The sequence below is a fragment of the Sphingobium sp. B11D3A genome (assembly GCF_025961695.1).
GTDB lineage: Bacteria > Pseudomonadota > Alphaproteobacteria > Sphingomonadales > Sphingomonadaceae > Sphingobium.
This window is the reverse complement of the sequence record NZ_JAOQOE010000001.1, coordinates 147,649-172,572: the sequence shown is the minus strand read 5'-3', so window position 1 is coordinate 172,572 and position 24,924 is coordinate 147,649. Positions and strand designations below refer to the sequence as shown.

The 24,924-nt window shown below is 66.1% G+C and carries 23 protein-coding genes; 15 read left to right on the top strand and 8 right to left on the bottom strand.

Translation table 11 applies throughout. The features are described 5' to 3' along the window. Positions 1-18: 18 nt before the first annotated feature. Entirely contained in the window at positions 19-456 is a 438-nt protein-coding gene (locus M2332_RS00850) for an MAPEG family protein (RefSeq protein ID WP_264572589.1), read from the top strand. On the opposite strand, the gene M2332_RS00845 is transcribed toward M2332_RS00850, so the two are convergent. The 5 genes from M2332_RS00845 to M2332_RS00825 form a co-directional block, all read right to left on the bottom strand. Continuing rightward, complete coding sequence (locus M2332_RS00845) at positions 446-1,660, bottom strand: class I SAM-dependent RNA methyltransferase (protein ID WP_264572588.1); 1,215 nt, start codon at positions 1,658-1,660, stop codon at positions 446-448. The genes M2332_RS00850 and M2332_RS00845 overlap by 11 nt on opposite strands. Then, a complete protein-coding gene (locus tag M2332_RS00840) occupies positions 1,657-3,027 on the bottom strand; it encodes an NAD(P)H-hydrate dehydratase (RefSeq protein ID WP_264572587.1) in 1,371 nt (456 codons plus the stop codon). Before M2332_RS00840 ends, M2332_RS00845 begins: the two co-directional genes overlap by 4 nt. 210 nt (positions 3,028-3,237) lie before the next feature. Then, the gene (ilvD, locus tag M2332_RS00835; RefSeq protein ID WP_264570052.1) at positions 3,238-4,962 is read right to left on the bottom strand and encodes a dihydroxy-acid dehydratase; all 1,725 of its coding nucleotides are present in this window, start codon (positions 4,960-4,962) and stop codon (positions 3,238-3,240) included. Positions 4,963-5,054: 92 nt separating this feature from the next. Next, the gene (locus M2332_RS00830; RefSeq protein ID WP_264572586.1) at positions 5,055-5,771 is read right to left on the bottom strand and encodes an N-formylglutamate amidohydrolase; all 717 of its coding nucleotides are present in this window, start codon (positions 5,769-5,771) and stop codon (positions 5,055-5,057) included. A gap of 45 nt (positions 5,772-5,816) precedes the next feature. After that, positions 5,817-6,641: a 4-(cytidine 5'-diphospho)-2-C-methyl-D-erythritol kinase gene (locus M2332_RS00825; RefSeq protein WP_264572585.1), complete on the bottom strand. Its 825-nt coding sequence runs from the start codon at positions 6,639-6,641 to the stop codon at positions 5,817-5,819. 152 nt (positions 6,642-6,793) lie between these two features. On the opposite strand from M2332_RS00825, the gene M2332_RS00820 reads away from it, so the two are divergent. Continuing rightward, the gene (locus tag M2332_RS00820) at positions 6,794-6,940 is read left to right on the top strand and encodes a lmo0937 family membrane protein (protein WP_181559368.1); all 147 of its coding nucleotides are present in this window, start codon (positions 6,794-6,796) and stop codon (positions 6,938-6,940) included. Positions 6,941-7,018: 78 nt separating this feature from the next. On the opposite strand, the gene M2332_RS00815 is transcribed toward M2332_RS00820, so the two are convergent. Then, positions 7,019-8,671, bottom strand: coding sequence for an electron transfer flavoprotein-ubiquinone oxidoreductase (locus M2332_RS00815; protein WP_264572584.1), 1,653 nt, complete (start codon positions 8,669-8,671; stop codon positions 7,019-7,021). 124 nt (positions 8,672-8,795) lie between these two features. On the opposite strand from M2332_RS00815, the gene M2332_RS00810 reads away from it, so the two are divergent. Genes M2332_RS00810 through moaB form a run of 3 tightly spaced genes read left to right on the top strand, consistent with a single transcriptional unit; the run spans position 8,796 to position 11,912 of the window. Further along, positions 8,796-9,623, top strand: coding sequence for a hypothetical protein (locus tag M2332_RS00810; RefSeq protein ID WP_264572583.1), 828 nt, complete (start codon positions 8,796-8,798; stop codon positions 9,621-9,623). After that, a complete protein-coding gene (locus M2332_RS00805; protein ID WP_264572582.1) occupies positions 9,620-11,395 on the top strand; it encodes a lytic transglycosylase domain-containing protein in 1,776 nt (591 codons plus the stop codon). The genes M2332_RS00810 and M2332_RS00805 overlap by 4 nt, the downstream gene beginning before the upstream one ends. Beyond that, entirely contained in the window at positions 11,385-11,912 is a 528-nt protein-coding gene (moaB, locus tag M2332_RS00800) for a molybdenum cofactor biosynthesis protein B (RefSeq protein ID WP_264574862.1), read from the top strand. The genes M2332_RS00805 and moaB overlap by 11 nt, the downstream gene beginning before the upstream one ends. 118 nt (positions 11,913-12,030) lie before the next feature. Here the strand turns inward: moaB and proS are convergent, their stop codons facing one another. After that, complete coding sequence (gene proS / locus M2332_RS00795; protein ID WP_264574861.1) at positions 12,031-13,554, bottom strand: proline--tRNA ligase; 1,524 nt, start codon at positions 13,552-13,554, stop codon at positions 12,031-12,033. 172 nt (positions 13,555-13,726) lie between these two features. Between proS and M2332_RS00790 the strand changes: the two genes are divergently transcribed. Continuing rightward, positions 13,727-15,589: an AsmA family protein gene (locus M2332_RS00790; protein WP_264572581.1), complete on the top strand. Its 1,863-nt coding sequence runs from the start codon at positions 13,727-13,729 to the stop codon at positions 15,587-15,589. Between the two features lie 31 nt (positions 15,590-15,620). Here the strand turns inward: M2332_RS00790 and phaR are convergent, their stop codons facing one another. Then, positions 15,621-16,175 (bottom strand): polyhydroxyalkanoate synthesis repressor PhaR, encoded by a 555-nt coding sequence (gene phaR / locus M2332_RS00785; RefSeq protein ID WP_181559362.1) that lies wholly within the window; start codon positions 16,173-16,175, stop codon positions 15,621-15,623. 259 nt (positions 16,176-16,434) lie between these two features. Between phaR and M2332_RS00780 the strand changes: the two genes are divergently transcribed. From M2332_RS00780 to M2332_RS00740, 9 genes are all read left to right on the top strand, one after another. Beyond that, positions 16,435-17,304 (top strand): alpha/beta fold hydrolase, encoded by an 870-nt coding sequence (locus M2332_RS00780; RefSeq protein ID WP_319801471.1) that lies wholly within the window; start codon positions 16,435-16,437, stop codon positions 17,302-17,304. A gap of 67 nt (positions 17,305-17,371) precedes the next feature. After that, the gene (locus M2332_RS00775) at positions 17,372-18,544 is read left to right on the top strand and encodes an acetyl-CoA C-acetyltransferase (protein WP_264572580.1); all 1,173 of its coding nucleotides are present in this window, start codon (positions 17,372-17,374) and stop codon (positions 18,542-18,544) included. Between the two features lie 285 nt (positions 18,545-18,829). Then, complete coding sequence (locus M2332_RS00770; RefSeq protein ID WP_264572579.1) at positions 18,830-21,682, top strand: monovalent cation/H+ antiporter subunit A; 2,853 nt, start codon at positions 18,830-18,832, stop codon at positions 21,680-21,682. Between the two features lie 5 nt (positions 21,683-21,687). Then, positions 21,688-22,038 (top strand): Na+/H+ antiporter subunit C, encoded by a 351-nt coding sequence (locus M2332_RS00765; RefSeq protein WP_181561385.1) that lies wholly within the window; start codon positions 21,688-21,690, stop codon positions 22,036-22,038. Further along, entirely contained in the window at positions 22,035-23,570 is a 1,536-nt protein-coding gene (locus M2332_RS00760) for a monovalent cation/H+ antiporter subunit D (RefSeq protein WP_264572578.1), read from the top strand. Before M2332_RS00765 ends, M2332_RS00760 begins: the two co-directional genes overlap by 4 nt. A gap of 4 nt (positions 23,571-23,574) precedes the next feature. Then, positions 23,575-24,066 carry a Na+/H+ antiporter subunit E gene (locus M2332_RS00755; protein ID WP_264572577.1) on the top strand — a complete coding sequence of 164 codons (492 nt, stop codon included), beginning with the start codon at positions 23,575-23,577 and terminating at the stop codon, positions 24,064-24,066. Further along, a complete protein-coding gene (locus tag M2332_RS00750) occupies positions 24,063-24,332 on the top strand; it encodes a K+/H+ antiporter subunit F (protein ID WP_264570039.1) in 270 nt (89 codons plus the stop codon). The genes M2332_RS00755 and M2332_RS00750 overlap by 4 nt, the downstream gene beginning before the upstream one ends. 3 nt (positions 24,333-24,335) lie before the next feature. Next, positions 24,336-24,734 carry a Na+/H+ antiporter subunit G gene (locus tag M2332_RS00745; protein ID WP_264572576.1) on the top strand — a complete coding sequence of 133 codons (399 nt, stop codon included), beginning with the start codon at positions 24,336-24,338 and terminating at the stop codon, positions 24,732-24,734. A gap of 17 nt (positions 24,735-24,751) precedes the next feature. Next, the gene (locus M2332_RS00740) at positions 24,752-24,886 is read left to right on the top strand and encodes a hypothetical protein (protein ID WP_264572575.1); all 135 of its coding nucleotides are present in this window, start codon (positions 24,752-24,754) and stop codon (positions 24,884-24,886) included. Positions 24,887-24,924: the final 38 nt, after the last annotated feature.

The window sequence follows — 24,924 nt, the reverse complement described above, 5'->3', positions numbered from 1 at the left end:
TTTCGGGGAGGCTTTTTCATGTCCGTCAATCTGCTGGTGCCGGTGTTTGCGCTGGTGCTTTGGTCCATCGTGATGCTCATCTGGATGGTCGCGCTGCGGCTCCCGGCGCTGAGCAAGCTCAAAATCTCGCCGGAGCAGGCACGCGGCGGACGTGGGCAGGATCTCGACCGGATGCTGCCGCGCGAGATCAACTGGCCGGCGCACAATTATGCGCATCTGATGGAACAGCCGACGATCTTCTACGCGACGGCGATCGGCTTGGCGCTACTCGGCCAGGGCACGACGGCCAACATCGCCCTCGCCTGGGCCTATGTGGGCATCCGCATCGTCCACAGCGTGTGGCAAGCGAAGGTGAACACCATTCCGGTGCGCGCCAGCCTGTTTTTCCTCTCGTCGATCCTGCTGGCGGTGCTGGCCGTCAACGGCCTGCTCGCCGCGCTACGGCTCAGCGCCTGAAGGTCGCGACCAGCTCGACATGGGTCGACCAGCGGAACTGGCCGACGGGCTTCACCCGCTCGATGCGGTAGCCTGCCTCGGCCAACATCACCGCATCCCGCGCGAAGCTGGCCGGATTGCAGGAGACATAGACGATCAGCGCCACCTGTGAGGCCGCGATCTGCGCCACCTGGTCGCGCGCGCCGGCGCGGGGCGGGTCGAGCACGACGGCATCGAAGCGGTTGAGTTCCGCCGGGGTGAGCGGACGGCGGAACAGGTCGCGATGCTCCGGGAAGATGCGGCCGGGCAGGCGATTGCCGCCGCCGCGCAGGGCCATCACGAGATCGCGGGCGGCCTCCGCCGCATAGACCTTCCGCCCCGGCACATCATTGGCGATGGACAGGGCGAAGGTGCCGAGCCCCGCGAACAGATCGGCCACCATCGCCGCGCCGCCCAATGCCTGACGCACCTCGGCGACCAGAGCCGCCTCCCCGTCCTGCGTCGCCTGCAGGAAAGCGCGTGGCGGGTAGCCAGTGAGGACATCGCCGAAGCGCACCGTCGCCGGCTCCGGCTCCCAGATGGTCATCGGGGCATCGTCATCGATCAGGATGAGCCGGGCGAGCTGGTTCTCCCGGGCGAACTCGAGCAGCGCTTCGGTATGCGCGAGGCCATCGACCCGCAGGCCTGAAAGGACGACATCCACGCCCTGATCGACCAGCGTCAGATCCGCCTCGCCGGGCTGGCGATCCGGCAGCATCGTCGCAAAGAGCGCACGCAGCGGGGCGACCAGCGCGAAAAGGCGCGGGTCCAGCACCGGGCATTCGCGCAGATCGATAAGCTTGTGACTGCCCTGCTCCGAGAAGCCGAACTGGACGCGCTTGCCGAGCCGCAGCGCGCGCAGGCTGGCCCGACGACGGCTATGTGGCGGCGAGACGTGCGGCGCCGCGACCTCCTGCGCGCTCAGTCCCTGCCCGGCCAGCGCGCCGGCCACGCGATCGCGCACATAGTCGGTGAAGGCCTCACCCGACAGGTGCTGGAGCTGGCAGCCCCCGCATTGCGGGAAGTGCCGGCATGGCGGCGTGACGTGATGCGGCCCGGCCTCGATGCTGCCATCGGTGCGCAGACGGTCGCCCGGCGCGCTCAGCGCCACATGGCGGCCATCCGCCGTCACGCCATCGCCTCGCGCGGCAATGCGGACGATAAGATCGGGATCGGGGCTGGTCATGAGGCACTCGCAAGGGCAGCAGGAAGGCAACCGACAAGATCGTCGGCAATGAAACCCGCGCCGGCACGGCGGCCAGCCTCGCCATGCAGCCAGACGGCCTCACAGGCAGCGGTGAAGGCATCGCCCGTAACCGCCAGACGGCTCGCGCACAAGCCGGCCAGCACATCGCCCGTGCCGGCGGTGGAGAGCCATGACGAAGCCGGCGGGGCGACGACGCAGCGTCCATCGGGCGCGGCGATCACGCTGTCCGCGCCTTTGTGGACGACGACGGCCCCGATATCGGCCGCCGCCGCGCGAGTGCGATCGATCTTGTTGCCGGAGCGTTCGCCGAACAACTGGCGAAACTCGCCCTCATGCGGGGTGACGATAGCAGGGGATGGTGCTTCCGCCGGACCCCGCGTGCCCATCAGCCACAAGGCATCTGCATCGGCGACGGTCGGCACCCCTGCGGTCAAGGCCGTGAGGAGCGTGCGCCATGCGGCATCATTGCGCCCAAGGCCGGGGCCGACAAGCAGCGCCTTGGCCCGATCCACCTCGAAATGCTCGCTGCACACAATGGCGTGGCTTTGGGGACTGGCCGGCGCAGTCTGCCCGATCAGCCGCACATAGCCAGCACCGCTGTGCGCCGCCCCCTCCGCCGCCAGCGCGGCCGCGCCCGGCATCGCGCCGGCCACAACGCAGACCAGACCGCGCAGATATTTGTGGGCATCACGGGCCGGAGGCCGGATCGATGGCGGTTGAAGAACCCGCGCGGCATCCGCCGGCGCGTCGATGCCGATGTCGACAAGCCAGCGCTGCTGCGCGAAGCCGAGCGCCGGCATCAGCACATGGGCGGGCTTCCAAGCGCCCAGCGAGAGGCAATGGGTGAAGACCGGCACTGGGGAGAGCGCGAGCGCGGCATCGCTCTCCACGCCGCTCGGGACGTCGATGGCGTAGCTCAGTTGCGCGGCATCGACCAAGGCGCCGAGCCGCGCCGCCAGCTCCGGCGACAGGCCGCGCGTGAGGCCGATGCCGAACAGCGCATCCACCAACTGCGTCGCCGGTTCGGCAAGCATGATATCCTCGACCGGGCCGCCCCAGTCGGTGCGCGCCTTGCGGCTGCTGTCCGTTCCGCTCTCGCCCAGCGCCGCCACGCGGACGGGCACGCCCAGATCGCGCAGGGCACGGGCGATGACGAAGCCGTCCCCGCCATTGTTGCCGGGGCCGCAGAGCACCAGCACATCGCGCATCGCGCCAGCGCGGAAGATCACCTCCGCAGCGCCCTCGCCGGCCCGGCGCATCAGAGCATAGGAGTCCGTCCCGGCGTCGAACAGCGCCTGTTCGGCGGCGCGCATCTGGGCGACGGTAAGGATGGGCGCGGCGGTCATTGGCGGCTGCATCGCGGAGAGCGTAGGTTTCCTGATCCACCACTGTGCTCCTGCGAAGGCAGGAGCCTAGGGTGGTCAGGACGGTTGCTTGCGCCCTGGGCTCCTGCCTTCGCAGGAACACGGCGTTGAGCAAATAAGCGTCGGTGGCGCCGCAACTGACGCAGGGATGCATCAGCCCAGGCCCCTCTCCCGAGGAGAAGGGCCATGGGATCAGATATCAGCGAAGACATGCTTCTCCGCTTTGGCCCCGGGATGCGTCACCGCGCCCTGCCAAGCCGGGCCGACATTCTGCGCGTAGCGCCACAGGGCACCCGCCTGATAATCATTCTGGCGCGGTTGCCACTTCGCCCGGCGCTCGGCGAGCACGGCTTCGTCGACCAGCAGGTCGATCGTGCCCGCCTCGGCATCGATGCTGATCGTATCGCCATTTTCGACCAGCGCGATGGGGCCCCCGTCCGCTGCTTCCGGGCCGACATGGCCGATGCAGAAGCCGCGCGTGCCGCCCGAGAAGCGCCCGTCCGTGATGAGCGCGACCTTCTCGCCCAGACCCTGCCCATAAAGCGCAGCGGTGGTCGAGAGCATCTCGCGCATGCCGGGGCCGCCTTTGGGGCCTTCATAGCGGATCACGACGACATCGCCGTCCACGATCTGCTGCGCCTCGACGGCGGCGAAGGCCTCTTCCTCGCGCTCGAACACCTTGGCGATGCCGGTGAACTGCAGGCGCTTCATGCCCGCGACCTTCACGATCGCTCCTTCCGGCGCAAGGCTGCCCTTGAGGCCGACGACACCGCCGGTCGGCGTGATCGGCGTCTTGGCGTCGTAGATGACCTTCTGGTCAGGGTTCCACGTCACTTCGTCGATATTCTCGCCCAGCGTCTTGCCGGTCACCGTCATGCAATCGAGGTGCAGCAGGCCGGTCTGGGCCAGCGACTTCATGAGCATGTAGATGCCGCCGGCGGCATGCATGTCCTTGGCCACATACTTGCCGCCCGGCTTGAGGTCAGCCATGTACGGCGTGGTCTTGAAGATCTCGGCCACGTCGAACAGCGAGAAGTCGATGCCGCATTCATTCGCCATGGCCGGCAGGTGCAGCGCGCCGTTGGTGGAACCGCCGGTCGCCGCGACGATGCGGGCGGCATTCTCAAAGGCTTCGCGCGTGCAGATGTCCCGCGGGCGCAGGTTGATCTTGAGCAGTTCCATGATCTGCTTGCCCGCCGCGACGGCGATTTCCTGACGGCTCTTGTAGGGCGCCGGCACCATGTTGCTGTTCGGCAGCGACAGGCCGATGGCCTCGCCGACGCAGGCCATGGTGTTGGCAGTATATTGCCCGCCGCATGCGCCATGGCCCGGACAGGCCGCCTTCTCGATGGCCGTCACTTCCGAGAGCGGGCAATTGCCGGCAGCGAACCGCCCGACAGCCTCGAACACGTCGATGACGGTCAGGTCCTCGCGATCCTTATACTGGCCGGGGAGGATGGAGCCGCCATAGACGAAGATGCTGGGCACGTTGAGCCGCAGCATCGCCATCATCATGCCGGGGAGCGACTTGTCGCAACCGGCGAAGGTCACCAGCGCGTCATAGCAGTGGCCGCGCACGGAGAGCTCGACCGAGTCCGCAATGACCTCGCGGCTGACGAGGCTGCTCTTCATGCCCTGATGGCCCATGGCGATGCCATCGGTCACCGTGATGGTGTTGAACCGGAACGGCGTGCCGCCTGCCGCCATCACGCCCTCGCGCGCCCAATTGGCCTGCGTATCGAGCGTGGTGTTGCACGGCGCGCTGTCATTGCCGGCGGAGGCGAGACCTACGAACGGCTTGGCAATATCCTCTTCCTTCCAGCCCATCGCATAATAATAGCTGCGGTGGGGGGCGCTCTCGACGCCAACGGAGACGTAGCGGCTGGGGAGTTTGGATTTGTCGAAGCTGTGGGTCATTTCATTCACCTTCCTGCGGGCAGCGCTCTAGGCCCGTTGCGGGGCGGCTTGCAAGCATGGAGGGCGCAAAACACGCCTGTTGCGAGCCGCTCTCAGGAAAAGGCCGCACGGCAGGCGCGCAGCACCGGCCCGATGATGCCCGCCAGCCGCGCCTGACCGGCGCCGTCGCTCACCAGATCCTGCCGCATCTCGATGCCAAGATAGGGCCGCCCATGGGCCTCGGCATGGCGGTTCATCGTCGCATTGAGCAGCTTGCCCGAATAGGGCTCCTGATCGCCGACCAGCAGCCCGGTGGCGGCCAGCAGTGGGATGGCGATCCGCGCGCCGCGATCGTCCTGATTGTAGAGCACGCCGATGTCCCATGGGCGGGCCTCCTCGGGCCGGCTGCGCAATTGCGGCGTAAAACTGTGCAGCGAGAGCAGAAACGGCCGATGCCCCTGTTCGGCCAGCGCGGCGACCTCGGCATGATAGGGATCGTAGAAGCGCGCGAGGCGGTCGGCGACCTCGGCGGTGCTGTTGCCCTCGATATGGTGGCCATCGCTATGCACCGGCACCAGCCCGGCCGAATCCGCCTCGCGATTATAATCGATGACGAGGCGCGAGACGCCGCCCAGGATGGCGCAACACCCGCCTTGATCCACCAGCAGCCGCGCGACCTGCGCGACGCCGATGTCGACCGCGACATGCTCCTCCAGCACGGCAGCGGGTAGACCGAGATCGATATCCTCCGGCACATGGTTGGAGGCATGATCGGCGATGATCAGAATCGGTGCGGACGGATCGCCCAGGATTTGAAACGCAGCAGTCATGTCCAAGGCCTAGCGCAGTTTGCGGCCTGCCAAAAGACCACGTGTTCAGCGCAGCAGGCTGGTCATCACCCACCAGTCGGGATGGTCGGCGATGATGCGGTCTGCGGCGGCATCCCGCTCGGCCTCGCTCGCGAAGACGGCAAAGCAGGTCGCACCGGAGCCGGACATGCGGGCAACTTGGGGAAGCTGCGCGCGCAGCACCGCCAGCACGTCCTCGATTTCCGGCACCAGAGCCATAGCGCTCGCCGTCAGATCGTTGCGGCCCCGCGCCCATGCCAGCGGATCCAGCGCGCCCCGGTCGATGCCGTCCCATCCGCCGAACACAGGCCCGGTCGGGCAGGCGATCAGCGGATTGACCAACAACACGGGCGTCTCTGCAAGATCGAGATCGATCGTCTCCAGCCGGACGCCCACGCCCGACCCGAATACGGTGGCCGAGCCAAGGCAGGCGGGCACATCGGCGCCCAACGCCGAGGCGATGGCCGGGAAATCGATCTCCATCGGCCGCACGTCCCACAGCCGCACCAGCAGCCGAAGCGCAGCGGCGGCATCGGCCGAGCCGCCTCCGATGCCGGAAGCAACCGGCAGGTGCTTCTCGAGCAGCAGATCGGCGCCCAGATGGCCGCCAGTCACGGCTTGCAAGGCATGCGCTGCGCGCATCACCAGATTGCGCTCATCGGTCGGCAAGCCATCAGCGAACGGCCCTTCGACCCGCAGCGCGATCTCGCCGTCCTCGCGGAGCGTGCCGCTCAGCCCGTCGCCATCCGCGCAAAAAGCGAACAGGCTCTCCAGCTCATGATAGCCATCAGCGCGGCGCGCGCGGACATGAAGGGCAAGGTTGAGTTTGGCGTAGGCGGTTTCTGTGAGCACGGCCGCGCTCTTAGCCGCTCTGAACGCCGCTGTCTCGCCTACATATGCTGGCTGCGTGATAAGAGCACGCCGCGCACTCCGAGGGCGACGGGAACCATTCCGTCCGAAAACCGTCTCCCTATCGTCAAAACATTGTGTTGAAAGGGACCTCCATGCTCTGGACCATCATCGGTATTCTGATCGTTCTGTGGCTGCTTGGGTTCGTCCTGCATGTCGGCGGCGGCTTGATCCACATCCTCCTACTGATCGCGGGCGTGGTGTTCGTATTCCAGCTCATCACCGGTCGCCGATCTCTCTGATCGCGCCAGATGATCGATGAACAAACGGGGCCTTGATCGGCCCCGTTTTTCTATGCGTCAGCGAGGGTGTAGGCGCAGCTACATGTTCGGATAAGTCGGCCCGCCGCCACCCTCGGGCGCCACCCAGTTGATATTCTGGGTCGGGTCCTTGATGTCGCAGGTTTTGCAGTGGACGCAGTTCTGCGCGTTGATCTGGAAGCGCGGGTTGCCGGCGCCATCCTCTACCACTTCATAGACACCCGCCGGGCAATAAAGCCGGGCCGGCTCGTCATAGAGCGGCAGATTGTAGCGGATCGGCACGTCGGGGTCCTTGAGCTGCAGGTGGACCGGCTGGTCCTCCTCATGATTGGTGCCCGAGAGGAAGACGGACGAGAGGCGATCGAAACTGAACACCCCGTCCGGCTTGGGATAGGCGATCTTGTGAACGGCATCCTTGCGCCAGAGCTTGGTATGGTCGGCCTTGTTGCGCAGCGTAAACGGCAGCCCGATGCCGAGCGTGCGCATCCACATATCGATGCCGGCAAACAGCGTCCCCGCGACATTGCCGAACCTGGCCAGCGCCGGGCCGGCATTGCGCACCAGCTTCAGCTCCTTGGCGATCCAGCTTTCGTCCAGCGCGGCGGGGTAGGCATCCAGTACATCGCCGGAACGATCCGCGGCGACCGCATCCGCCACGGCGTCGGCCGCCAGCATCGCGGATTTCATCGCTGTATGCGTGCCCTTGATGCGCGGCACATTCACAAAGCCGGCCGAGCAGCCGATCAGCGCCGCGCCGGGCATCACCAGCTTCGGGATGGATTGCCAGCCGCCCTCATTGATGACGCGGGCGCCGTAGGAGACGCGCTTGCCGCCTTCCAGCACCGCGCGGATATCCGGATGCTGCTTCCAGCGCTGGAATTCCTCGAACGGGCTCAGATAGGGGTTCTTGTAGCCCAGCCCGACCACGAAGCCGAGCGCCACCTGACCATTCGCCTGATGATACAGGAAGCCGCCGCCATAGGCATCGGTCAGCGGCCAGCCTTGCGTGTGGATCACCCGGCCAGGCACATGCTTGGCCGGATCGATGTCCCACAATTCCTTGCAGCCCAAACCATAGGTCTGCGGATCGCTCTCCGCTTCCAGATCGAAGCGGGCCTTGAGCTGCTTGGTGAGGTGGCCGCGCGCGCCTTCTGCGAACAGCGTGTAGCGGGCATGAAGCTCCAGCCCGGGCTGATAATCCGGCTTGCGAGTGCCATCGCGGGCGACTCCCATGTCGCCGGTCGCGACGCCCTTCACGGCGCCATTTTCATCGTACAGGATTTCCGCGGCGGGGAAGCCGGGGAAGATTTCCACGCCCAGCCCCTCCGCTTGCTCGGCAAGCCAGCGACACAGCGAGCCGAGGGAGCCGGTATATGTGCCCTTATTGTGCATGAACCCCGGCGTCAGGAGATGCGGCATTGCGAATTTGCCCGAGCGGCTGAGCATCCAGTGATGGTTCTCGGTGACCGGCACCTGCGCCAGCGGGCAGTCGCTGGTCCGCCACTCCGGCAGCAGTTCATCGAGCGCCCGGGGATCAATCACTGCGCCGGAGAGAATATGCGCCCCGATCTCCGAGCCTTTTTCCAGCACGCACACGCTGATCTCGCTGCCCGCCGCCTTGGCGCGCTGCTTGAGGCGGATCGCCGCGCTCAATCCTGCAGGGCCTCCGCCTACGATCACCACGTCATAGGGCATGGATTCCCGTTCGGACATGTCTACCTCCCTATGCGGCGGACGCTCTGGAGTTCCGTCCGGTCGCCGCAATATTTTCACGCTTTACAGTCGCCAGCGATGCGGCAGAGTTGACCGCGCCGTCAACCTCTGTCTCTGTAAACCCATGGGTGAGCAGGACATGATGACGCCGGAGCAGGCGGCCTATGCCTATGCGCATTGGTGGCGGGAAGCGGGGCTGGACTGCGCCACCGACGAGGCGCCCCGGCGCTGGCGAGATGGCGAACCCGTTCCATTCTGGCGACGCTCTTCCAACACAGCCAGTGGCGCAGCAGACGTTGCCGCGCGGCCGGCCGTTGATGCGCCTGCTGAAGCCCCCGGGCCGGCGCCGCAGCCCGCCCCCGTACAGGCCCGCACGCCGGATCAGGCGCCCAAGAGGATGCCGGGAGATATACCGGGCTTCCTGGATTGGATTGCGCAGGACGCAGGCCAGCCGGAAGCCGACTGGCATGGCGAGCGGATCGCGCTCCCCGCCCTGCACGCGCCGCGCCTCGTTCTCCTCGTCGAGATGCCGGCCGCCGGTGCAACCGATCTGGCCCAGCTTCTCGAGCCGCAACAGCAGCGGTTCATCGCCTCGATGCTCGGCACGCTCGGCCTTGAGCCCGCACAGGCGCCCTGTCTGCCGCTGGCTCTGCGCCGTCCGCCGGGCGGTCATCTCGATGCCGCTTTGCTCCCCCAGCTCGCTGCGCGGATCAGCCGCTATCTCGATCTGGTCCAGCCGGGCGCGATCATCCTGCTGGGTGACCGGATCGGCCGCGCCATGCTCGGCGAGCGCTGGCGGCCGGGCCTGGTGGGGCTCGAAAAGATTGACCTACCGCATGGCAGCGTGGATACGGTCGCCCTCGCGGGGCCTGATCTGCTGATGAACCGGCCGCTTGCCAAGGCCAGAAGCTGGCAAAGCGTGCGTATGCTCCATGGATTGTTGACGCAATGAACAGGTCCCCTTCCCGATCCCGTGTGCGCCGGTCGCTGCTCATGGCCCTGTCGCTGTGCGCGCTCGCTGGCCCACTGGCGGTAGCCCAGCCGGCGGCGGCAGCCTCCGCCATCCCGACGCCGAGCCAGGATGAGCAAGGCCGATATGGCGCCATTCTCGCCATGCTGGAGGGCAAGCGCTGGGACGAGGCGCGCAGTGCCATTCTCGGCCTCTCCGAGGCGGACAGTATGCGCCCGCATCTGCTTGCCGAGCTGTATCTCGCCAAGGATAGCCCCCGCGTCGAGCTGTTCGACCTGCTCGACCTGCTGCACAAGACGCCCAACCTTCCGCAGAACGACCGCATCGCCTCGCTGGCCCGCAAGCGGGGCGCGCAGACGCTGCCGGACCGGCCGGCCACGCGCCAGCTCATGTGGACCGGCACGTCGCCCCAGCGGCAGATGCTCCGCTCGGTGAAGGGCGATGCCGCGGCTGATCAGCTGCGCGGCACGCTGCTCCAGTATATCAAGGACGATCAGCCTAATCAGGGCGAGGCCCTGCTCGCCTCCGCCGAGGCCGGGCTCGGCATGGATGGCCGCACCGAATTGCGTCAGCGCCTCGCCTGGTCCTATTTCATCTGCGGCGATACCGCCAATGCCCGCCGCATGGGCGCGCTGGCCGTCAATGGCGGCACCGGCGAATTCGTGGCACCGTCTTACTGGGTGATGGGCCTCGCCGCCTGGCGCGAGAAGCAATGGGCTGCCGCCGCCGACTCTTTCTATCATGCCGCGATGAGCACGTCCGACGCGGACCTGCGCAGCCGCAGCTATTTCTGGGCGGCGCGCGCCATGATGGCCGACCGCAAGCCCGAGCGGGTCAATGCCCTGCTGCGCAGCGCGGCGCGCGATGAAGAGAGCTTCTACGGCCTGCTGGCCCGCGAAACGCTCGGCCTCGGCTTCAGCACCGCGCTCAAGCGGGAGAATGTGTCGTCGCAGGATTGGTCACTGCTCGCGGGCAGCGGCAATGTCCGCAACGCCGTGATCCTCGCCACGCTGGGCCGGAGCGCGCAGGCCGATGCCGTGCTGCGCCATGAGGCTGCGCTGAGCGACGACACGCGCTATAGCGCACTCGTGCATCTCGCCAGCGACCTCTCGTTGCCGACCACCCAGCTCTGGCTGGCGCAACGCTCGCCAAGCGGGCGCAAGTCGGCGGCCTATGCGCGCTATCCCCGCCCGGAATGGTCACCGAGCAATGGCTGGCAGGTCGAGCGCGCGCTGGTCTTCGCCCATGCCCTGCAGGAATCCCGCTTCCAGACCGATGCCCGCAGCCCGGCCGATGCGCGCGGCCTGATGCAGGTGCTCCCGGGCACCGGTGCGCAGCTTGCCCGCTCCAGCGGCATGGCAGTGACGCCCGATCAGCTTTACGATCCGGCCGTGAGCCTCGCGCTCGGCCAGGCCTATCTGCGCAAGCTCAGCCAGATGCCGGCCACGGGCGGACTGCTACCCAAGGTCGTCGCGGCCTATAATGCCGGCCCCACTCCGATCGAGCGCTGGAACGTGCAGATCCGCGATGAGGGCGATCCGCTGCTCTTCATCGAATCCGTGCCTTATTACGAGACCCGCGCCTATCTGAACGCCGTGCTGCGCAATTACTGGATCTACCAGATGGACGAGCAAGGCGGCCGCTCCCCGGCACTCTCGGCCATGGCGCAGGGCCTGTGGGTCCGCTTCCCGGATGGCAGCAAGGATGTCGCCGTCCGCGTCACCCCGCATGGGACTGCCGCCGGTGCCTATTGACGAGAGCCGCGTCTTCACCCCGGTTCAGATCGCCCTGCTCACCATCTCCGACACGCGGACGCTGGCGGACGATCGATCCGGCGACACACTGGCCGAGCGGGTTACCGCTGCCGGCCATGTGCTGAAGGCCCGCGAGATCAGCAAGGATTCGGTCGAGACGATCCTCGGGCACCTCCACCGCTGGATCGATGATCCCCAGATCGATGTCATCCTCACCACCGGCGGCACCGGCGTGACCGGGCGCGACGTGACCCCCGAAGCGCTGGAAAAGGTGCAGGACAAGGCCATTCCAGGCTTTGGCGAACTGTTCCGCTGGCTCAGCTTCCAGTCGATCGGCACCTCGACCATCCAGTCCCGCGCCTGCGCCTGCGTGGCGCGCGGCACCTATATCTTCGCCCTGCCCGGTTCGACCGGTGCGGTGAAGGATGGGTGGGATCAGATTTTGGTCTATCAGCTCGACAGCCGCTTTCGGCCGTGCAACTTCGTGGAATTGATGCCGCGGTTGCTGGAGAAGTAGGCTCAGGAAATCCACAGAACCGTTCATGTCGAGCCCTTCGACTGCCCGCAGGGCGCGCGCTCAGGGCTCGACACGAACGCGGAGTGGGGGGCGGCCTGATTTTTCCGCCCCTAAAACCTCAATACGCGCGGCCGACCAGAACCCGCTCGACAGCCTTCTCGCCCGTAAAGATGCACGTCCCGCTCGCCGGCGTCGCATCCATCGGCACGTTGCGCAGCGTCAGCTTTTCGCCCTTGAGCCAAGTGACCACCTTGTCCAACGCTTCCCCGGTGGGCTTGCTCCATTCGACCTCGACCCAGCCGGGCTTGTCGCCGCCGAACGCACCCGCCAGCGCCGTCAGCTCGCTCACGTCGCGGCGGATGTTCGCCTCCAGCCGCGCGCGCGCCTCGCTGTGCAGGCTGTCCTGAACGCCGCGCAGCATGTCCGCGACCGCCGCCACGAAAGCATCCCGCGCCATGACCTCGCTCGCCAGCTTGCCCGCCTCATTATAGAGCCGGTCCCGCCGCACGACCGAAACATTGCCGCCCGCCACATCGCGCCCGCCGACCTCGACGATGATCGGCGCGCCCTTCTTCACCCAGCCCCAGCGCTTGGGGGCGGCCTTGATCGGCTTCTTGTCGAACAACACCCGCAGCGGCTCGCGGAACACGTCGACCGCGCCCAGATCCTTGGCGAGCGCGTCGCAATATTCGATGACCGCCGCATCCTCGTCCGTATCGCGCAGCATCGGCACGATCACCACCTGATGCGGGGCGATCATCGGCGGGCAACGCAGCCCGTCGTCATCGCCATGGACCATGATGACGCCGCCGATCATGCGGGTCGAAACGCCCCAACTCGTGGTGTGGCACAGGGCCTGCTGGCCATCCTGATTCTGGTACTGGATGCCCGCCGCCTTGGCGAAGCCCGTGCCCAGATAATGCGAGGTGCCGGCCTGCAGCGCCTTGCCATCCTGCATCATCGCCTCGATGGAATAGGTGGCGACCGCGCCGGGGAAACGCTCATTCTCCGGCTTTTCCCCCGCGACCACCGGCATGGCCAGCTCGGTTTCCGCAAAATCACGGTACATTTCGAGCGCGCGCATCGTCTCGGTCCTCGCGTCGGCTTCGTCGGCATGGGCGGTATGCCCTTCTTGCCAGAGGAACTCGCTGGTGCGCAGGAACATGCGGGTGCGCATCTCCCAGCGCACGACATTGGCCCACTGGTTGGTGAGCAGCGGCAGATCGCGCCAGCTCTGCACCCAGCGCGCCATTGCCTTGCCGATCACCGTCTCGGACGTGGGGCGCACGACCAGCGGCTCCTCCAGCTTGGAATCGGGATCGGTCTGCAGCTTCCCGTCGATGTTCTTGAGGCGATGGTGGGTCACCACCGCCATTTCCTTGGCGAACCCTTCGACATGGTCGGCTTCCTCGGCGAAAAAGGAGAGCGGGATGAACAGCGGGAAATAGCAGTTCTCAACACCCGCCGCCTTGATGCGCGCATCCATCAGCTTCTGGATGCGCTCCCAGATGCCATAGCCCCACGGACGGATGACCATGCACCCGCGCACGCCGCTTTCCTCGGCCAGATCGGCCTCGCTGATCACGGCCTGATACCAGGCAGCGAAATCCTTGGCTCGGGTGACGGGCAACGCGTGCTTGATGTTGGACAATGTCTGGCTTCCGGGATCTGGATTGGGGATTGCAGCGGTCTTTAGTGGCCGCGCGGAAAAATACCAAGACGTTCGCGCGCTGACGCTGGGAGACGAACGGGAACTTTCCCTGACCTCACTCGTCCCGTCTCCAATGGCCCACTTCTCGTCGATGATTCGCACTATGCCCCGCCGCACTCGGATCATCGCGATGATGGCGGCCGCGCTGCTGGTTCTGCTGCTGGCCCTGCTGGTGCTGGCTGCCACCTTTCCCGCTTCCTGGTTCAAGGAGGCCGCCGAGCGGCGCCTGTCCGACCAGATCGGCACCAGAGCCACCATCGGATCGATGACGCGTGAAAGCACATTCTCGTTCAGCCCCGTGATTCAGGTGCGGGATATCCGTGTGCCCCAGCCTGCCTGGGCCGGCGAAGGCGATCTGGCACGGATCGAGGCGTTGCGGTTGCGTCTTCCGGTCCTCGGACTGCTGCTCGGGCACGGCGGGCCGCAGGTGCTCTCCGCCCGGGGCGTACGACTGACGCTGGTTCGCGACGAGAATCGCCGCAAGAGCTGGGACGCGCTCGGCAGTAAATCGAATAAGGACGACCAGGGCAGCTCGGAAACGCCTTTGGTCCGTGTCGATGACGCTGTGATCGATTATCGCGATGCCTTCCAGAAGCGTCAGTTCAAGGTCAAGCTGTCCGTCGATCCGCAGCAGGGCTTGCGCGGCACCGGCGCCGGCACCGTCGAAGGGGAACCGGTCATGCTGCGCCTGACCGGCGCACCGATGCGCGCCGGCCAGAGCTGGCCATTCGATGCGCGCATCATGGGTGACGCCCTCACCATGCACGCGCGCGGCACGATGGCCGGCCCGATGCGCACGGACGATATGACGTTCAAGGTCTCCGCTCGCGCCAGCACGCTCAAACTGGTGGACCGGATCATCGAGGCGGGACTGTTCGGCACGCAGCCGGTCGATATCGCTGCCAATGTCCAGCGGCGCGATGGCGTGTGGAGCGTGGCCGATCTGGGCGGCACCGTCGGCCGTAGCCGGTTCACGGGCGCGCTCACGGTTCGCAAGGTGGATGGCCGCACCAAGCTGGATGGCGAGGCGCGCTTCAGCCAACTCGATTTCGAGGATCTGGCCGACGACAAGGGCAATGCGCAGGCGGTCGCGCTGGAGCGAGCGCAGGGCCAGAGGCTAGTGCCCAACACGCGGATCAACATCCGCAAGATCGACAAGACGGACGGGCGCATATCGGTGCGCGTCGACCGGATTTTGGGCGGGCGGCGCCCCTCCTCCCTCACCAATGCCAGCGCGGTGCTGAATCTCGACAACCGCATCCTCACCGTCGATCCGCTGCGCATCGGCCTGACGCAGGGCGTGATGACCGGGCGGGCCGTGGTCAATCAGCGGGACGGCCAGCCCAAACCGACGGTCACGCTGGCGCTCGACATGCGCAACAGCAGCATCGCGGCGCTGGCGGGCGGGGACGGCAATAGCGAGGGCGACGTGCAGGGCCGCGTGGACGCACGCGCGCGCCTGACCGGCGTGGGCGACACGATCCGCGAGGTCGTAGGGCAATCGAACGGAACCGTAGGCGCGGTCACCCGCGGCGGATCGATGCCGGCGCGGTTGGCCGGCCTGCTGGGCTTTGACATCGGCAAGGGCCTGTTTGCGGACGAAGACGGACGGGAAGCGCTGCGCTGCGGTGTGGTCCAGCTCGATATACGGGGCGGACGCGGCGTTGTGCGCACCTTGGTCGTCGACACGCCGGTCAGCCAGTCACGTGGCACCGGCACAGTCAGCTTCCCCGCCGAACGTCTCGAACTGACCCTCAAGGGCCTCGCCAAGAACGAACATGCGCTGCAGCTTCCCGGCAATGCCCATCTGCGCGGCACATTGCGCAATCCCGATCTGGTCGTGCCGAAAAATACGCGCTCGGTCGGCAACATCCTGAAGGCCGTCGGTCGAGCGATCGGTGGTCGCGCGGAAACCGCACCGGATGCCAATTGCGCGGCGCTGATCGCTCGAACCGTGGGCCGTTAAGGCGCGGCCATCCCGACCGCGCCGGGGTTGGTCACCCGCCCAATTTGTCAATCTTGGCATTGAGCGCGGCGAGTTGTGCCTTGAGCTCGGACACTTCATCGGCAGAGTCGCCAGCCTTCGCGGGTGCGGCAGGTGCAGCGGGCTTGAAGGCGTTCGCTGCGGCGTTGAGCATTTCCATGTTGCGCTTGGCGATCTCGGCAAAGGGTCCGCCGGCGAATGCGCCCTGCATGGCTTCCTGGAATTGCTGCTGGTTCTTGCGGAACGCTTCCATGCTCGCCTCAAGATATTGCGGCACCATGGACTGCATCGAGTCGCCGTAGAGCGAAATGAGCTGGCGCAGGAAGCTGACCGGCAGCATGTTCTCGCCGCGCTGCTCTTCTTCCATGATGATCTGGGTGAGCACATTGTGCGTGATGTCTTCGCCGGACTTGGCATCGACTACCACGAAATCGCGCCCCTCGCGCGTCATCTGCGAGAGCAATTCAAGTGTGATATAGCTGGAGGTTTCCGTGTCATAGAGACGCCGATTGGCGTACTTCTTGATGACAATGGTCCCTGATTCGCCACCTGATTTCGATCGTGCCATAGATGATGCTCCACCCTCCGTTGGGCGCAACATAGCATCGTTTCTTTCTGCACCGCAACATGGGCCGCGTCCGCTGCCGCTGTTTCTTTCCATATTGTGGCAAGTTACGGCACAGGACGCCCAATTACGGCGCAAGGCATTGGCAGGATTGCGCCGTTTTCAGACAGCGTCGCGACCTGCGCCGAGTGACCTGCCGGAAATTGCTGCGCAAAATGGCCGCGCGGCTTTGCTCACGCGAAACGGCAATGCACAACGCAGCATGAGGGGCACCGACGGAGACCGGGCGCCGGTCATCCTCATCCCGTCGCTGATCAACCCGCCCCATGTCCTCGACCTCTCCGAACAACGCTCCTTGCTGCGCTATCTTGGACAGCAGGGCCATGACCCGCTGCTGCTGGACTGGGGCACGCCGGACGATGGCGAGCGCGACGTCGATCTGGCCGATCATGTCGAGCGCATGCTGCTCCCCTTGGTGCAGCAACTGGATCGCCCGCCGCTGCTCGTCGGCTATTGCCTGGGGGGGACTCTCGCCATCGGCGCGGCGGCGCGACTGCAGGCGCTGGGCAAGCCGGTCGCCGGCGTCGCGACCATAGCGGCCCCCTGGGACTTCTCTGCCTATGACGCCCCCTTTCAGTCCCAGCTTGCCGAAATCTGGGCCAAGGCCAAGCCCGGCTGCGAGGCGCTGGGCCTTGTTCCCATGGAAGTGTTCCAGACCGGCTTCTGGTCGCTCGATCCCGATCGCACCATTCGCAAATATGCCGCCTTCGCCGAAATGGAGGCTGACAGTCCGTCCTTCGAGGCCTTCATCGCGCTGGAGGACTGGGCCAATGAAGGCGCGCCGCTGACACTGGCGAGCGGACGAGACCTTGCCGAGCGGTGCTATGGCGCCAATATGACAGCGAGCGGTCAATGGTCCATCCACGGCACCGTCGCGGACCCGCAAGCGCTGGATTGCCCGACGCTCGCAATCGCCTCGACCACGGACCGGATCGTGCCCGCCGCCGCCGTGCCACCTGCGGCGGAACGGATCGACCTTGCGCTCGGCCACGTCGGCATGATGATCGGCAGCCGTGCGGAAGCGCAACTGTGGAGAGGATTGAGCGACTGGCTTTCGCGCTGTGGCGGCTGATGCTAGAGGCCCGGCACGAGAGAGCAACCTGCGCCCCTGGCGCCGCAATCGAGGGACTTGCCAATCCATGACCGATATCGTCATCACCGCCGCCAAGCGCACGCCGGTCGGCAGCTTTCTGGGCAGCTTCGCCAACACCCCCGCGCATGAACTCGGTCGCGTCGCCATCGTCGCAGCACTAGAGCAGGCCGGCGTCTCGCACGATGAGGTGAACGAGCTGATCTTCGGCCAGGTGCTCACCACCGCCCAGGGCCAGAACCCCGCGCGGCAGGCGGCCGTGAACGCCGGCATCCCGATCGACCGCACGGCGATCACCATCAATCAGGTCTGCGGCTCGGGTCTGCGCGCCGTCGCGCTCGCCGCGCAGGCGATCCGCTGCGGCGATGCCAGCATCATGGTGGCCGGCGGTCAGGAGAATATGTCCCTCTCGCCCCACGCCCAGATGATGCGCGCGGGCACCAAGATGGGACCGATTACGCTGATCGACACCATGGTGAATGACGGCCTGACCGATGCCTTCAATGGCTACCACATGGGCATCACGGCGGAGAATCTTGCCGAAAAGTACGGCATCACCCGCGAAGAGCAGGACGCGTTCGCAGCGGCCAGCCAGAACAAGGCGGAAGCCGCCCGCGCCGCGGGTCGCTTTGCCGATGAGATCGCGCCTGTCACCGTCAAGGGCCGCAAGGGCGACACCATCGTCGATGCCGACGAGTATATCCGCGCCGGTGCCACCATCGAGGCGATGGCAGGGCTGCGCGCTGCGTTCAAGAAGGACGGCACGGTCACCGCCGGCAATGCCAGCGGCGTGAACGATGGCGCCGCGGCGCTGGTGCTGATGACGGCCGAGGAGGCCGCCCGTCGTGGCGCACCGGTGCTCGCGCGCATCGCAAGCTGGGCGACCTGCGGTGTCGATCCCTCGATCATGGGCATCGGCCCGGCCCCGGCCAGTCGCATCGCGCTGGACAAGGCCGGCTGGTCGCTCGCCGACCTCGACCTGATCGAGGCGAACGAGGCCTTCGCTGCGCAGGCTCTTTCGGTCGGCAAGGAACTGGGATGGAACCCGGACATCGTGAACGTGAACGGCGGCGCCATCGCGCTTGGTCACCCCATCGGCGCCTCGGGCGCGCGCGTGCTCACCACGCTGCTTTACGAACTCGCCCGCCGCGACGGCAAGAAGGGTCTGGCGACGCTCTGCATCGGTGGCGGCATGGGCATCGCCATGTGCGTCGAACGCTAAGCCAGACATATCCTCATCACGGACCCTTATCACAGGCGCCAGCTCTCGCACGGGCTGGCGCCTTATTGATGGCCACGGCGCCTGACTGAAGATTGCTCTGACAGACCGTCAGCCCCACGCCCCGATGGCTATAAATCGGCAGTGAAGGCCGAAAATTCGGCGCTTTCGGGTTGTCCTCATGCCGCATTGTCTGGATAAGGTGGGCAGACCTTTTGAGGATCGCCAGATCCTGATCGCCATCGGATCGTCAATCACCTGCCGACGCATCACGGGAGCTGCGGACTTTTGTTGCTGATACTCGCCTTGCTGCCATTTCTTGGCGCGTTGCTGTTGGCGATACTCAGCGGCACCAGCCGAAATCTTCAGGCGTGGATCGCCGCCGGCACGACCGGCGCGGCGCTCGCGATCCTCATCGCGCTCATGCCGGCCGCTCTCGCCGGGCAGACCCCTGCGATGCAGATCGACTGGGTGCCGGCCCTCGGCCTGTCCTTGGGGTTCTTCCTCGATCCGTTGGGCGCGATGTTCGCGGGGCTGATCCTCGGCATCGGCCTGCTCATCATCGTCTACGCCCGTTTCTATCTGGCAGCGGAAGACCCAATGGGGCGCTTTCTGGCCTTTCTGCTACTGTTCCAGGGCGCCATGCTGGGGATCGCCCTCTCCGACAATGTGCTGCTGCTGCTCGTCTTCTGGGAGATGACCAGCCTTTCCTCCTTCCTGCTGATCGGCTTCTGGCGCGATAGAGCCGAGGCTCGGCAGGGCGCCCGCATGGCGCTGGTGGTGACGGGCGGCGGCGGGCTCGCGCTCATCGCCGGGCTATTGCTGCTGGGCAGCATTGCCGGCTCCACCGATATTCGCACCATAATGGCCAGCAGTGACCTCATTCAGGCCTCGCCGCTCTATCCGGTCGCGCTGGTGCTCATCCTGCTCGGTTGCTTCACCAAGTCGGCGCAATTCCCTTTCCACTTCTGGCTGCCGCACGCCATGTCGGCACCGACACCGGTCAGCGCCTATCTCCATTCCGCGACGATGGTGAAGGCCGGCATCTTCCTGATCGCGCGCCTATGGCCGGCGCTGGCGGGTACGGATCTGTGGTTCTATCTCGTCGCGACAACTGGCCTCGTCACCATGCTGATCGGCGCCGCCATCGCGCTGTTCAAGACCGACCTCAAGGCCATCCTCGCTTATTCGACCGTCAGCCATCTCGGGCTGCTGACCATGCTCTTCGGCTTTGGCAGCGGCACGGCGGCGATGGTCGGCGTTTTCCACATCCTGAACCACGCCATCTTCAAGGCGGCGCTGTTCATGAATGCCGGCATTGTCGACCATGAGGCTGGCACGCGGGATATCCGCCGGCTGGGCGGTCTCGCCACGCTGATGCCGATCACCGCGACGCTGGGCATGATCGCGGCGGGATCGATGGCCGGCCTGCCTCCCTTCAACGGCTTCCTATCCAAGGAAATGATGCTCGACGAGGCGGCGCATACCGCCTGGCTGGGGATGGGCTGGCTGGTGCCAGCCATCGCGGTGGTCGCCGCGACGCTCTCGGTCGCTTATGCGCTGCGCTACGCTTTCCAGGTCTATCTGGGCCGCCAGCGCGATGACTATCCCCATGCGCCGCATGATCCGCCCTTCGGCCTTTGGGCGCCCTCTGGGCTGCTCGTCCTTCTGGTCATCCTCGTCGGCCTGTTCCCCGCCACGCTGACGACATGGCTCGTGCAACCGGTCGCCGATACCGTCACCGCAGGCAGCGCCGGGACATTCGCGCCGGCCCTCTGGCATGGCGTGAATGCTGCTCTGCTGATGAGCCTGTTTGCCGTGGCGGTGGGCGCGCTGATGCTCTGGCGGTTCGGCCTCGCCGAGCGCATCTGGCAAGCGCTCCCGCTGCCGGAAGCCAAGCGCCTGTTCGACAGCGGGATTGCGACGCTGGTGGACGCCGCCCGCGGCTTCATCCATGCCGTGCACAACGGTTCGCTGCAGCGGCAGCTTGCGCTGATCTTCGTGCTTGCCATTGCGCTGGCGGTCGAGGGCGTGCTGGTCGGGGGCGGCAGCGGCACCGGGCCGCGCGCGACGCTGCCGGCCTCGCCGCTCGCCATTATCGGCTGGCTGTTGCTGGTCGGCGCGACGCTGGCGGTCGTCATCTCCCAGCGCGAGCGTTACCTCACGCTCGTCTTCATCAGCGTTATCGGCCTCATCGTCTCGCTCGGCTTCGTCTATCTTTCCGCGCCCGATCTGGCCCTGACGCAGATTTCGGTCGAGACGGTCACGATCCTGCTGCTGTTGCTGGCGCTCAACCTGCTGCCCAAAAAGCCTGCCCGCCTCTCCAGCGATGGCCTGCGGCTGCGGGATGGCTTGCTCGGCCTGGTGGGCGGCACCGTGGCCGGGTTAGGCGCGTGGGCCGTGCTCACCCGCGCGCCTAACCAGCCCATCTCGACCTTCCATTGGGAGAACAGCTATTCGGGCGGTGGCGGCACCAATGTCGTGAACGTGACGCTGGTGGATTTCCGCGCTTTCGACACCTTCGGCGAGATCATCGTGCTGGGCATTGCCGCGCTGACCATCTTCGCCCTGCTACAGCCGGCGACGCGCGGCGCGGCCGGCGCACGGCTGCGGGCGTGGCTCCCGGACCTCATTCGCTCGCCCGAACGGCACCCGATGATGTTCGTCGTCGCCACGCGGCTGCTGCTGCCGCTTGCCATGATGGTCGGCATCTACATCTTCCTGCGCGGGCATAATCTGCCGGGCGGCGGTTTCATCGCCGGGCTCATCATCTCCATTGCCGTGCTGATGCAATATATGGCGTCGGGCTTCGAATGGGCCGAACAGCGCCGCAAGTTCGACGAGCATCTGATGATCGGCCTCGGGGTCATCATCGCCGCGCTTACGGGCATGGGCTCGCTCGTCTTCGGCGCCCCGTTGTTCACCAGCGCCTTTGGCTATGTCACCCTGCCCGTCATCGGCACGTTCGAGTTGGCGACGGCCATGCTGTTCGACATCGGCGTGGCGATGACCGTGATCGGCGCGGTCATGCTCGCGCTGGCCGAACTCAGTCACATCGCCCAGCGCGCCGACAAGGAAGACCATAGCGACGACGCGCCCATGGATGTCGACCCCGCGCGCAACCGGGAGGCCAAGGCATGATCAGCATGGAAATGCTCGTCGCCAGCGCCATCGGCATCCTCACGGCGGCCGGCATCTATCTGTGCCTGCGCGGGCGGACCTTCCCGGTGGTGCTCGGCCTTGCCATGCTGTCCTACGCCATCAACGTGTTTCTATTCGCGATGGGGCGGCTGGTCGTGGACCGCCCGCCGATCTATGAGAAAGGCATTACGGATTATACGGACCCGCTGCCGCAGGCGCTGGTCCTCACCGCCATCGTTATCGCCTTTGGCATGACGGCGCTGGTGGTGGTCCTTTCCCTGCGCAGCTTCCTCGAGACGGGCACCGACCAGGTCGACGGCAAACCGGATGACGAGCCGGAGGACATCGTGCCATGACCGCGCTGATCGCCGCCCCCTTATTGTTGCCCGCGCTCATGGCCGCAGCCACGCTGATCTTCATGCGCCGCCACCGCTGGATCGGCGCCGCCATTTCCATCGTGGGCGCGACCGGCCTCCTCGCCCTCGCCATCTATCTACTGGGCGTCGCCAGCAGCGGCACGATCTCCGTCTACGCGCTGGGTGACTGGGCCGCGCCCTTCGGCATCGTACTGGTGCTGGATCGGCTCTCGGCGATGATGCTGCTGATTACCGCCCTACTCGCCCTGCCCGTCTTGTGCCACGCGGTGCTGACCGGGCTGGACCGCAAGGGCTGGCATTTCCATCCTCTGTTCCAGTTCCAATTGCTCGGCATCAACGGCGCGTTCCTGACAGGCGACCTGTTCAACCTCTTCGTCTTTTTCGAGGTCTTGCTGATCGCCTCCTACGGCCTGATGCTGCACGGCCAGGGCCCGGAGCGGCTGAAAGCCGGCGTGCAATATGTAATCGTCAACCTCATCGGCTCGACGCTGTTCCTTTTCGCGATCGGGCTGCTCTACGGCATCACCGGCACGCTCAACATGGCGGACATGGCCGCCCGCATCCCGGCCCTGCCGGCTGCAGATCAGGGCCTGCTGCGCGCCGGCGCGCATCTGCTGACGCTGGTCTTTGCACTCAAGGCGGCCCTGCTGCCGCTGCAACTCTGGCTGCCGCGCACCTATGCCGGCACCTCCGCGCCCGTGGCGGCTTTGTTCGCCGTCATGACCAAGGTCGGCGCTTATGCGATCATCCGGACATCCTCGCTGATCTTCGGCGATCAGGCCGGCGCGGCGGCATGGGCGCCGGAGGTGTGGATGATGCCGGCCGCACTGGCGACGATGGTGATCGGTTTTGCGGGCCTGCTGGCAGCGCGCTCCCTACGCGATCTTGCCGCATTCGGGCTGCTCGGCTCCACCGCCACATTGCTGGTCGCCATTGCGGCGTTCGACCGCACGGTGCTGACGGCGGGACTCTATTATCTGGCGCACACCACATTGGCTGCGGCCTTGCTGTTCCTCGTCGTCGATCTCATCCGGCTGCGGCGCGGTCGTTACGGCGACACGATCGTCCCCTCCCCACGCTTTGCCGGCATCGAGCCACTGTCCGCGCTCTACCTGCTGGCGGCCATGGCCCTCGCGGGCCTCCCGCCGCTTTCGGGCTTCATCGGCAAATTGCTGATCCTGCAGGCGACATTGGCGGACCCTTGGGCGGCGTGGATCTGGGCGGTCATTCTCGGCACCACGCTCCTCGCCATTCTCGGCCTCGCCCGCGCCGGCAGCGCCATCTTCTGGAAGAGCGCAGCGCACCCCGACAATCCACACGAAGATGCCGCGACGGCAAAGCCCGATGCCCGTCTGGTGGAGATGTTGCCCGCCACCGCCTTGCTCGCGACGCTGGTCGTGCTCACCGTCGCGGCGGGGCCGGTCACGCGCTACATGGACGCAACGGCCCAGCAGCTTTTCGCGCCGACGCACACGATCGAGGCCGTGCTCGGCCCGGCGACGGGAGGGTGAAGCAATGCTGACCAAACTCTTCCCCCATCCCGGCCTAACGGTGATGCTGCTCATCGTCTGGATCCTGATCCAGAACAGCCTGACGGCCGGTGGCTTCCTTCTCGGCCTCTTGCTGGCGACCGTCATCCCGGTGTTTACCGCACCGTTCTGGCCCGATCGCCCGCGCCTGCGCTTTGGCTGGGCGATGCTCGGTTATCTCGGGATCGTGCTCTACGATATTGTCGTGGCGAACTTCCATGTCGCCAAGCTCATTCTGTTCCGGCGCAACCGCGATCTGAATTCCCGCTGGATGACCATCCCGCTGGACCTGCGTTCGGCCGAAGCCATCACCGTGCTGGCCGGCACCATCAGCCTCACGCCCGGCACCGTCTCTGCAGACGTGTCGGCGGACGGGCGCTATCTGCTCGTCCACACGCTCGACACGGGCAATGTCGCGCACGAGATTGCCCATATCAAGGCGCGCTATGAGGCCCGGCTGCAGAGGATTTTCCGATGATCGCGCTCGCGCTGACCTTCGCCTTCGCCTGCATCGCGCTGGCCGTGCTGCTCAACCTCTACCGGCTGCTGCGCGGCCCCACGCGGTGCGACCGGATATTGGCGCTGGATACCATGGTGATTAACGCCATCGCGCTGATCGTGCTGTTTGGCATCTACGAAACCAGCACCACCTATTTCGAGGCGGCGCTACTCCTCGCAATGGTCGGCTTCGTCGGCACGGTGGCTTACTGCAAGTTCCTCCTGCGCGGCGACATTGTGGAGTAAGCCATGGCAGTGATCGCAGAAATCCTGATCGCCGCTCTCATCGTCCTCGGTGGCGCCTTCGCGCTGATCGGAAGCTGGGGCCTTGCCCGGTTGCCCAGCCTGATGACGCGGCTGCACGGCCCGACCAAGGCAACCACCCTCGGCGTCGGAAGCTGCCTCGTCGCATCCATGATCTACTTTCCGTTCCAGGACGGCACTTGGTCCGCCCACGAACTGCTCATCACTCTGTTCCTGTTCATCACGGCGCCGGTGTCCGCCAACCTCATTGCCAAGGCGCATCTGCACCGGCAGCGGACCAATACCGACGTGGAGCCAATGGACGGTGTACGGGATGCCTTGCCTGAGCCGGGCGGCGATACCGAATGGGCGACATTCGGCGTCGATCGGCCGGAGGGGCGCTAAACTGTGGGTTTCGCGGCATGAATCCTGATGACGACGAGAATCCCGGCGGCCTTGTCAATTGGCTGCGCGAGCGGCTGCATATCGTCATCGGCACGGGCGGTCTGATCGCCTGGCTGGTCATGCTGTGGCTGATGTTCGGCGACGTCCTTTGACTATCGATCCGGCGCGCCCCTAGCCCCGGGCGGCCAGT

Coding starts and splice junctions, on each gene's coding strand:
- M2332_RS00790 (WP_264572581.1), top strand. CDS start 13,727: ATGCCCCGCCGCACTCGGATCATCGCGATGATGGCGGCCGCGCTGCTG.
- M2332_RS00840 (WP_264572587.1), bottom strand. CDS start 3,027: ATGACCGCCGCGCCCATCCTTACCGTCGCCCAGATGCGCGCCGCCGAA.
- M2332_RS00810 (WP_264572583.1), top strand. CDS start 8,796: ATGGGTGAGCAGGACATGATGACGCCGGAGCAGGCGGCCTATGCCTAT.
- M2332_RS00760 (WP_264572578.1), top strand. CDS start 22,035: ATGACCGCGCTGATCGCCGCCCCCTTATTGTTGCCCGCGCTCATGGCC.
- M2332_RS00815 (WP_264572584.1), bottom strand. CDS start 8,671: ATGTCCGAACGGGAATCCATGCCCTATGACGTGGTGATCGTAGGCGGA.
- M2332_RS00805 (WP_264572582.1), top strand. CDS start 9,620: ATGAACAGGTCCCCTTCCCGATCCCGTGTGCGCCGGTCGCTGCTCATG.
- M2332_RS00745 (WP_264572576.1), top strand. CDS start 24,336: ATGGCAGTGATCGCAGAAATCCTGATCGCCGCTCTCATCGTCCTCGGT.
- M2332_RS00740 (WP_264572575.1), top strand. CDS start 24,752: ATGAATCCTGATGACGACGAGAATCCCGGCGGCCTTGTCAATTGGCTG.
- phaR (WP_181559362.1), bottom strand. CDS start 16,175: ATGGCACGATCGAAATCAGGTGGCGAATCAGGGACCATTGTCATCAAG.
- M2332_RS00820 (WP_181559368.1), top strand. CDS start 6,794: ATGCTCTGGACCATCATCGGTATTCTGATCGTTCTGTGGCTGCTTGGG.
- M2332_RS00750 (WP_264570039.1), top strand. CDS start 24,063: ATGATCGCGCTCGCGCTGACCTTCGCCTTCGCCTGCATCGCGCTGGCC.
- ilvD (WP_264570052.1), bottom strand. CDS start 4,962: ATGACCCACAGCTTCGACAAATCCAAACTCCCCAGCCGCTACGTCTCC.
- M2332_RS00755 (WP_264572577.1), top strand. CDS start 23,575: ATGCTGACCAAACTCTTCCCCCATCCCGGCCTAACGGTGATGCTGCTC.
- M2332_RS00775 (WP_264572580.1), top strand. CDS start 17,372: ATGACCGATATCGTCATCACCGCCGCCAAGCGCACGCCGGTCGGCAGC.
- M2332_RS00830 (WP_264572586.1), bottom strand. CDS start 5,771: ATGACTGCTGCGTTTCAAATCCTGGGCGATCCGTCCGCACCGATTCTG.
- M2332_RS00845 (WP_264572588.1), bottom strand. CDS start 1,660: ATGACCAGCCCCGATCCCGATCTTATCGTCCGCATTGCCGCGCGAGGC.
- M2332_RS00850 (WP_264572589.1), top strand. CDS start 19: ATGTCCGTCAATCTGCTGGTGCCGGTGTTTGCGCTGGTGCTTTGGTCC.
- M2332_RS00765 (WP_181561385.1), top strand. CDS start 21,688: ATGGAAATGCTCGTCGCCAGCGCCATCGGCATCCTCACGGCGGCCGGC.
- M2332_RS00780 (WP_319801471.1), top strand. CDS start 16,435: ATGAGGGGCACCGACGGAGACCGGGCGCCGGTCATCCTCATCCCGTCG.